Genomic DNA, 8,286 nt, shown 5'->3' with positions numbered 1-8,286 from the left:
CTTGCGGGGCGCGGCGGTCTTGACGGGAGGGGCCTCGACGGCGTTCTCGGCCGGCGACGGCGCGGTCGACGGCTGCGCGGGGGCGTCCTCGGTGGCCGTGGCAGCCGTGACGGTGCCCGCGGTCGACGCGGTGCGGGTGGAGACGACGGTCTTGGTGGCGGTCCGCTTCGCGGCGCTCTTCGCCGCCACGCTCTTGCGGGTGCGCTTGGGCGCCGCCGAGTCCGCGGCACTGACCATGATGGTCACACCCTCCTGGTCGAGGACCTGGTTGAGGCTGCGCAGGACGTTCTTCCACTGGGTGGCCGGGATCTGGTCGGCCTCGAACGCCTGACGCACCTCGTCGCTGGCGATGTACCCCTGGGCCTCACCCCGCTCGATCAACGACTTCACGTTGACGAAATCGGCGATCTCGGGCGGGAGCGAACGGGATGTGCTGGCCGACACAAACAACCTCTCGACGATCTGGACGGCATCGCGACCCGGTGACGGGCCGGCACCGCCAAATGAACGACACTCGGGCAGACAGCGTTGTTCCGGCATCCGGTTGCACCGAGATCCAGCGCACCGGCTTGTTTTCGTATTCCCGAACGGCTGCCACCTTCGTACTCATCGGGCCAGCCGGAGAAGTGTTACGCACCCGTTCGGTGGTGCAGCTCACACCGTTCCCTCTTGCGGTGCGTGCCACACCCTGTGTGAGGGGTTCCGGTCACGCGGCACCGGTGATCCGCACTCCCAGGAGGGTCACGTCGTCGTCTCGGTCGCAGCCGCCGAGGAGGCCGTCGAGGATGCCGGTCAGGAGGGGTTCGAGACCTTCGTTGGCTCCTCGGGCGACCTCCAGGAGGAGGTCCAGGCCCTCGTTGATGCCCCGTATCCGCGTCTCCACGAGACCGTCGGAGAAGCCGATCAGGATGTCGCCAGGATCGAGTCGGACGGTGTGTTGGGTGCGGTGCTCCGCGACTCCCAGCGGCGTCGACTCCTCCCCGATCTCCACATACCGCGCCTTGCCGTCGGCGGACACGACCACCACCGGAAGGTGCCCGGCGTCGGCGAGGTCGAGCAGCCCGGTGCCGGGGTCCACCACGGCGTACACGAGCGTGGTCAGCGACTCGTCGTCCTCGGTCGCGGTGAACAGGCGGTCCAGGCCGGTGAGCACCGCCGCCGGTTCCGGGTCGGTGAACGCGAGGGCGCGCAGCGCGGAACGCACTCGGCCCATCCCGGCGGCGGCGGTCAGTCCCTTGCCGATCACGTCGCCGACCACGATCGCGACCCGACCGTCGGGCAGCGGGAACACGTCGTACCAGTCGCCGCCGACCTCGAAACCGGGTGCGCCGGGCAGATAGCGGAAGGCGAACTCGGCGCCGCGCACGGCGGGCAATCGCTCGGGGAGCAGGCTGCGTTGGAGTGCGACGGCGGTACGGTGCTCACGCTCGTAGAGCCGCGAGCGCTCGACCGCGAGCGCGCACTGTCCCGCGAACGCTTCCAGGAACAGCCGCTCCTCGGGATCGAACGCCCGCCCGTCGTCGAAGGTGAACCGCAGCACGCCCAGCGGCGCGCCCGCGCCGACCAGCGGCAGCAGCACGTGGGATGCGGCCGGGCCGTCGTGGGACACGTACTGCGCGATGCCGTCGGTGACCGCGGCCACCAGGTCGTTCGACCAGTGCGCGGGCAGTCCGCGCCGGCGACCGACCGTGCGCTGCGCCGGCAGGTTGGGCCACGGGTGGACCGGCGCGGTCTCGTCGAGCAGGAACGTCTCGCAGCCCGCCGCCGCGATGGCGTGGCCCAGTTCGCCGACCGCGCCCCGCACCTCGTGCACGCTCAGCGTGCCGGCGATGCGCGCGGTCATCGCCTGGAGTCTGGCCGTGCGCCACTGGCTCGACCGCAGGAGTTCCTCGCGCAGCGGCTGCTCGGTGATGTCGCGGACCAGGACCAGGACTCCGACGACGGGCCCGAGACCATCCCCTGGGGCGCGTACGGGGAGCCAATGCGATTCGTAGGCGCGCGCGAGCGTCGGCGCGCGGTCGCCGGCGGGGTCGCCGGGGTCACGGACGCCGTCCGGGCCGGTCGCGTGTGTCTCCACGTACGGCTCGCCGCAGGCGAACACTCGGGCCACCACCGACTCGATCCGTCGGGCCCGCGCCTGGGAGAACACCTCGCGCGGGCGTCTGCCGAGCAGGTCGCCGGCGGTACGCCGGTTCAGGCGCGCGAGCGCGGTGCTGACCCTGCGGAACCGGAACTGCCGGTCGTACAGCGCGAAGGCCGTGGGTCCTTGTCCGGTCAGTGCGTCGAGCAGCGCCGTGTCGATGTCGGCGGGCAGTTCTGCTTCGACCTTGTCGTCGCTCATTGCCTCACAACCCCACCTGTTGGCAAACCGGGCCGGCGAGTCGGATATCGAGAGTACGCACGCGAGCCGGCTCACCGGGAGTGATTGGCTTGAACCGTCTGTCGTGGCACGGGTGTCGGGTGCCCACTCCCGCATGCGTACGCCCCTCCGCCGGCCCCGGAGCGGGGACGGAGGAGGGGCGGATCGTACGGGTGAAGCGGGTGGGAGGTCAGCCTTCCCGTTGGGCGGGGAACTGCCGGTCCACCTCGGGGTGCACGGCAAGCAGCGAGCGCATCGCCGCCTCCGCGCTCTCGCCGTCGCCGGCGGCGACCGCGTCGACCAGTCGCACGTGCAACGAGACGGATGCCTCGGACAGGTGTTCACAGCCCGCCACATGGCCGCCGGACACCTGAAGGGCGGCGGCGAGGATGCTCGCGAGATGGTCGAGCATGCGGTTGCCCGCGACCTGGAGCAGCAGGCCGTGGAACTCGGCGTCGGCGCGGCTGAACGTCAGCGGATCCGGTTGGGCGACGGCCCGCTGCATGATCTCCACGACGTCGCCCAGTCGGCGGACGATCTCGGGATGGTTGCGACAAGCGGCCATGTGCGCGGCCAACGGCTCGATGCCCCAACGCAGTTCGAAGAGTTCGCGGCGCTGGGAGTCGCGTTGCGGGCCGCACGCGCGCCACTCGATGACGTCGGGGTCGAGCAGGTTCCAGTCGCTCACCGGGCGCACCCGGGTGCCCACGTTGGGTCGGGCGCTGACCAGGCCCTTGGCCTCCAGGACGCGGAGCGATTCGCGCACCACGGTCCGGGAGACCTCGAAGCGCTGGCCGATCTCCTCGGGCACGAGGGGGCGTTCGGCGCCCACCTCGCCCGCGACGATCATCTGACCGAGTTGCTGGACGAGTTGGCCGTGCAGGCCGCGGCCGCGGCCGACGCCGGACTTGCGGACCGCGCGGGCCGGTTCGAGGTCGGGTCCGTCCCACACATAGGGCCGGCGGGTCATCGGGTCGGTGCCGACGGCGCCCGGCTCGTCGGCGCGAAACGCGTCGGCCGAGCCGCTCGCCGGGGCGTGGGGCATTGTCTGATGGGGAGCGATACTCACGCTCTCCATCTCGGTCTCGGGAGCGTCCGGCTTGAGCGCCGAACCCGCTCTCGGCTGAAAAACACACGAAAGGGTGATCTACCTTGCGGGTCGATCGTCCGAAAGTGTGACGTCTTGCCTCTCGAACGTCTGCTCCAAGAGCGGGTCAGGCGCGCCGGCGTGCGAACGTGATCATCGCGATCACGGTGACCACGAGGGTCGTGGCGGTGAAGACCGCGGCGCCCGCGAGCGGGGCGAGGCCGCTCCCGGACACCGAGAGCATCCGGTCGGCCGCGCGGAACGGAAGGTAGCGCACGAAGTCCTGATACGCCTGCGGAGCGCCGGCCCGAACGGCGGAGGCGATCAGCCGTTCGCCCCCCAGCGGCAGCGCCGCGGCGGCGAGCGCGATCAGCGGCGCGCCGCGCGAGATCATCCCGATCGCCAGGCCCAGTACGGCCGCGAGCATCGTGTAGGCGACGAAGCCGGCGAGGACGCGGGGTGCGGGGCCCTCGGTCCACGCGGTGCGCGGAAGCATCCCGCCGAACACCACGCGGGCCACGGCGGCGTCGGTCGCCACCGCGAGCACCGCGATCGAGGCGGCCGCGAGGGCGGTGCCGGCGAGTTTGGCGGTGTACACCCGAGTCCGTCGCGGCAGCGCGAGCAGCAGGGTGGGCAGCGCCTCGCGGCGTTGCTCGCGGGCGCACGCGAGGGCGACCGTGACCAGGATCGCCGGGATCAGCACGGGAGTTCGGCCGGGGCCGGCGGTGAGCAGCCGCACGGCCTCGCCGGAGCCGACGGGGACGGCGCCGGCCTGGCGAACCGCCACCCAGGTGGCGGCGGCGGAGAGGGCGAGGAGCGCGAGCGCGCCGCACCATGTGCCGCGCAGGGTGCGCGCTCTGGCGAGTTCGTACCTGATCGCGCTCATGCGCTTCTCACTTCGTCGGTGTGCTCTGCGTGCGTGGTGTGCCGGGGGTGCTCTGCGGGTCGAGAGTGCTCGAAGTGGTCCGGGTCCGGGTGGTTCGCGTGATCCGCGTGCTCGGTGGGGGTCGCCGGCTCGGTGGGGTCTGCTTGCTCGGTGGGGCGCCAGGTGCGGGCGAAGGGGCGGCGCGGCGGTAGTGGGGCGGCGACTTCGGCGGTGGGCGACGCGTCCGGGCGGGTGTCCGGTTCGGCGGCTTGGGTGGGGACGGCCGCGGCGTCGTGGTCCGGGCGGGGGGCCGGTTCTCGGGCCGGCTGTTCGGCGGTGTCGACGGCTTCGGCGGTCGATGTCGGCGCGGGTCGTGGGTCGGCCGCGCCGGCTGCGATGGCCGCCAGGACGACCGTCTGCGGGTCGGGTTCGCGGCGCGATTCGCGCGTCTGCCGTCCGCTGCGCTCTGGCGGGTGCTCGTCGCTCGACGGTCGAGGCCCGCCGTCCTGCTGTTCCGGCACCAGTTCCTTGGTCACCGCCGACTCGGTCACCGCCGACTCGGTCGTTCCCGGGGTCGTCCCCGGTTCGAACACGGCCGGTTCGGTCGGCGCCGGCGTGCTTTCGCGGTGGCGCGTGACCACGTCGGTGAACGCGTCGCCCACGCCGGGTTCGTGTTCGGCGAGTTCGTGCAGCAGGATGCCGCCGCGGAAGGCGATTTCGCCGACCCGGGCCCGGTTCGCGCCCGTCACCGTGACGGTCGCGCCGCCGGAGCGGACCGCCTCGAAGCCCTCGGCCCGCACCAACTCGCTCAGCCTGGCCACCTGCGGGGTGCGTACGGACACGCCCTCGCGGACGCCGCGGCGCAGGAACTCGGCGCCCGACTCCTCGACGACGATCCGGCCGCGGCTCATCACCAGCACGCGGTCGGCGCAGTCGGCGGTCTCGGCGAGGATGTGGCCGGCCACCAGCACGGTCCGGCCTTCGGCCGCATAGGCGCGCAGGAAGTCGCGCAGCCAACGCAGCCCCTGCGGGTCGAGGCCGGTCGCGGGCTCGTCCAGGATCAGTGTGTCCGGGTCGCCGAGCAGCGCCGAGGCCAGCGCGAGTCGGCCCGCCGCGCCCGCCGACAGGACCCGGGCGCGGGCGCCGGCGACGGGGGTCAGGCCGACCAGGTCGAGCACCTCGGCCACCCGCCGGGCGGGGATGCGCCCGGCGGCCGCGAGCATTCTCAGGTGGGCGCGTACCCGGCGCCCCGGATGAGCGGCGACCGGGCCGACGCACGCGCCGACCTCGGTCGCGGGGCGGGCCAGGTAGCGGTACGGGCGGCCGTCGAAGAGGGTCTCGCCGCCGCCCCGTTCGAGGTCGAGCATGAGTCGCAGGACGGTCGTCTTGCCCGCCCCGTTGGGGCCGAGCAACGCCGTCACCTTGCCGGGTCGCAGGTGGAACGAGACATCGTCGACGGCCACGATGCCGCCGTATCGCTTGCTCAGCCCACAGGTCTGGATGATCGCCATCGCCGTCACTCCTCGTCATCCCGGATGCGGGAGATCGTTGGATTCCTGGCAACATACCGACGAAATCATCGTTTTCCCGGCATTTGACCCATAGTGGCGAGCTGTGGAAAAGTCACCCGAACCTGGACAGGGCGCCCGGTGCGGGAGGACCATCGACGTACCGCCGAGTACGTCTTGGGAGGTCCACATGTCGGTTCTGGATCCGGGCGTACTGGAATCCGTTCGTCGTCGCCGCGGCGACCTCGACGACGCGTTGTTGATCGTCCGCGACGGTCTGGTCGTCGACGTCGCCGGCCCGCGCAGGTCGGCCGCCCTGCGGGCGGGGCTCCGACAGTTGCGCGCCGATCTGTACGAGCACGTCGCGGCGACCGAGGGGCCGGGCGGGCTGTACGAAGAGGTGCGCCGGGCCGATCCGCGGTTCGGCCACGCGGTCCGGCGGCTGCGGTGGGAGCACGCGCGATTGGCGAGCGCGCTGGACGAATTGCTGGCCGGCTTCACCGCCGAGTCGGTTGGACCCGGCGGCCCGGGCGGGCCGACGCTGCGGCCACGAGTGGTGGAGTTGCTCGTGCTGATCGGCCGCCATCGCAGCCGCGACGCCCAACTCGCCTACGACACCGTCGGCCTGGACATCGGCGGGCAGGGCTGAGCCGGCCGGGAGTCGGCCGAGGGCGAGCCGCCCGGGGTCAGGCTTCGGGCCGCAACATCGGCGGGTTGAGTTTCTCCGCCGACCCCTTGCGGAAGAGTTGCGCGGGGCGACCGCCCTGGCGGGTGGTGGTTCCCCCGGTCGGGACGAGAAAGTCGGGCGTCCCGGTCACCTTGCGGTGGAAGTTGCGTGGGTCGAGCGCGACGCCCCACACCGCCTCGTAGACCCGGCGCAGCTCGCCGACGGTGAATTCCTCGGGGCAAAACGCTGCGGCGAGCGAGGAGTACTCGATCTTCGAGCGGGCCCGCTCGACGCCGTCCTCCAGGATGCGGCCGTGGTCGAACGCGAGCCGGCTGCCGTCGCCGGTCAGCTCGCCGACGGTGGACCAGCGTGCGCCGGCCGCGTCGCCGCCGGGTCGCGGGGCGGGCAGGTCGGGGGCCAACACGAGGTAGGCGACGCTGACCACGCGCATCCGCGGATCGCGGCCCGGGTCGCCGAAGGTGGCGAGTTGTTCGAGGTGTACGGGCAGCCGGTCGAGGCCGGTCTCCTCGGCGAGTTCGCGCGCTGCGGCGGCCTCCAGGCCCTCGCTCTCGCGCACGAAACCGCCGGGCAGTGCCCACGTCCCCTGGTAGGGGGGTTCGCCCCGACGGATCGTCAAAGCGCTCAGAGCGTGCTCGCGCACCGTGAGCACGACGAGATCCACGGTGACTCCGAAAGGCGGAAAGTGGGAGGGCTCGGAGCGCGACATGGAGCGATCCTAGTGCCCGGGACCCACTAGCCGTCTGGCTGACGATAAGGCCGGCGGCAAAAAAATGGGATTCCTGTTCGCACATCGACTCAGATCGCCAGCCGGATGCCCTTCCCCGCCTCCTCCACGATCGCTTGACCGGCTCGGTTGACCCGGACGGTGAACGGTTCACCGTCGACCCGCAGGTCGCGCAGTTCGAGTTCGCCGATGTCGAGGGGGCCCGCCGGACGCACGGTGACCCGACCCGCGGGGATGTCGGGACAAATCCCGGCGAAGGCCACGAGCACCGGGAGTATCGCTCCCGCCGCGCGGGCCAGTGGGCGGCACGAGAGGGGGTGCGCAACGGGTGCGTGCCCCTCGCCGCGCTGCTCGCCGGCATGCATCTCGGGCATCCGGTACTGGAACCACGGCGCGGCGTTCAGCAGTCCCGCGAACAGTTGCTGTGCGGCGTCGAGATGGCCCGCGCCCGCGAGTCCGGTCGCGGCCACGCACGTGTCGTGGGTGCGCACCACTCCGCCGCGGGCGGCCAGCGGATGGTAGCCGGGCGTTCGCGCGGACGCGCCTCGCAGGCCCCACCCGCAGTCGAGGTCGGGCGCGGTCAGGCGGCGGGCGACCGCGCGGCACCCGGTGTCGTCCAGGATTCCGCTGCCGGGCAGGTGCGCCATCGCGGACGAAGCGACCGTGACCGGTTGCCCGCCCGGGTCGAGCGCCGCCGCGTAGTACTCGCCTGCCGCGTCCTCGACGCGAAACGCCTTGCGGAAGTCGACGCCGAGCCGCTCGGCCCGATCCCGCAACGCCTGCCCACCCGGCAGGTCGTGCGCGTCGAGCAACGCGGCACCGTGCCGCAGCGCCTCGTGGGTGTGGGCCTGTAACTCGCACGGCGCGGGCCCCTCGGCGCCGAGCCGGACGAAGTCGCCGTCACCTTCGCCCGTCGTGCGGACGAGGTGTCCGAGCGCGCGGCGCAGCGCCGGCAGGAGCGCCGTGCTCTCGGAGTGCGGCAGCCCCCACCGCCACGCCTCGCCCAGGAGCGTGACGAACAGCGCGGTCGAGCCCGCGCAGTCGTAGCGCACCCG

General features: G+C 72.5%; 7 protein-coding genes and 1 pseudogene. 1 reads left to right on the top strand and 7 read right to left on the bottom strand.

Annotated features, from left to right (window positions below):
- From GT354_RS25985 to GT354_RS25965, 5 genes are all read right to left on the bottom strand, one after another.
- The coding region (locus GT354_RS25985) for an RNA polymerase sigma factor region1.1 domain-containing protein (protein ID WP_272923887.1) at positions 1-450 on the bottom strand (450 nt) is incomplete at its 3' end.
- A 256-nt stretch (positions 451-706) separates the two neighbouring features.
- Positions 707-2,341, bottom strand: a complete 1,635-nt coding sequence (locus tag GT354_RS25980; RefSeq protein ID WP_161358801.1) for a SpoIIE family protein phosphatase — start codon at positions 2,339-2,341, stop codon at positions 707-709.
- Positions 2,342-2,549: 208 nt separating this feature from the next.
- On the bottom strand, positions 2,550-3,404 hold the full coding sequence (locus GT354_RS25975) for a FadR/GntR family transcriptional regulator (protein WP_202512296.1): 855 nt from the start codon (positions 3,402-3,404) through the stop codon (positions 2,550-2,552).
- A gap of 169 nt (positions 3,405-3,573) precedes the next feature.
- Entirely contained in the window at positions 3,574-4,332 is a 759-nt protein-coding gene (locus GT354_RS25970; protein WP_161358799.1) for a hypothetical protein, read from the bottom strand.
- Positions 4,329-5,822 carry an ATP-binding cassette domain-containing protein gene (locus GT354_RS25965; protein ID WP_161358798.1) on the bottom strand — a complete coding sequence of 498 codons (1,494 nt, stop codon included), beginning with the start codon at positions 5,820-5,822 and terminating at the stop codon, positions 4,329-4,331. The genes GT354_RS25970 and GT354_RS25965 overlap by 4 nt, the downstream gene beginning before the upstream one ends.
- Positions 5,823-6,009: 187 nt before the next feature.
- Here GT354_RS25965 and GT354_RS25960 point away from each other — a divergent pair, with 187 nt between their 5' ends.
- Entirely contained in the window at positions 6,010-6,468 is a 459-nt protein-coding gene (locus GT354_RS25960; protein WP_161358797.1) for a hypothetical protein, read from the top strand.
- Between the two features lie 37 nt (positions 6,469-6,505).
- On the opposite strand, the gene GT354_RS25955 is transcribed toward GT354_RS25960, so the two are convergent.
- The gene (locus GT354_RS25955; RefSeq protein ID WP_161358796.1) at positions 6,506-7,213 is read right to left on the bottom strand and encodes an NUDIX domain-containing protein; all 708 of its coding nucleotides are present in this window, start codon (positions 7,211-7,213) and stop codon (positions 6,506-6,508) included.
- A gap of 89 nt (positions 7,214-7,302) precedes the next feature.
- Positions 7,303-8,286: pseudogene (locus GT354_RS25950) on the bottom strand (glycogen debranching protein); the annotation flags it as partial.

This window comes from Streptomyces sp. SID3343 (assembly GCF_009865215.1).
In the GTDB taxonomy this organism is placed as follows: domain Bacteria; phylum Actinomycetota; class Actinomycetes; order Streptomycetales; family Streptomycetaceae; genus Embleya.
This window is presented reverse-complemented; position numbering and strand designations above follow the sequence as displayed.

What these genes read in the sequence shown, in the direction of transcription:
- GT354_RS25980 (WP_161358801.1), bottom strand. Translation starts at nt 2,341, where the DNA reads ATGAGCGACGACAAGGTCGAAGCAGAACTGCCCGCCGACATCGACACG.
- GT354_RS25960 (WP_161358797.1), top strand. Translation starts at nt 6,010, where the DNA reads ATGTCGGTTCTGGATCCGGGCGTACTGGAATCCGTTCGTCGTCGCCGC.
- GT354_RS25965 (WP_161358798.1), bottom strand. Translation starts at nt 5,822, where the DNA reads ATGGCGATCATCCAGACCTGTGGGCTGAGCAAGCGATACGGCGGCATC.
- GT354_RS25955 (WP_161358796.1), bottom strand. Translation starts at nt 7,213, where the DNA reads ATGTCGCGCTCCGAGCCCTCCCACTTTCCGCCTTTCGGAGTCACCGTG.
- GT354_RS25970 (WP_161358799.1), bottom strand. Translation starts at nt 4,332, where the DNA reads ATGAGCGCGATCAGGTACGAACTCGCCAGAGCGCGCACCCTGCGCGGC.
- GT354_RS25975 (WP_202512296.1), bottom strand. Translation starts at nt 3,404, where the DNA reads ATGCCCCACGCCCCGGCGAGCGGCTCGGCCGACGCGTTTCGCGCCGAC.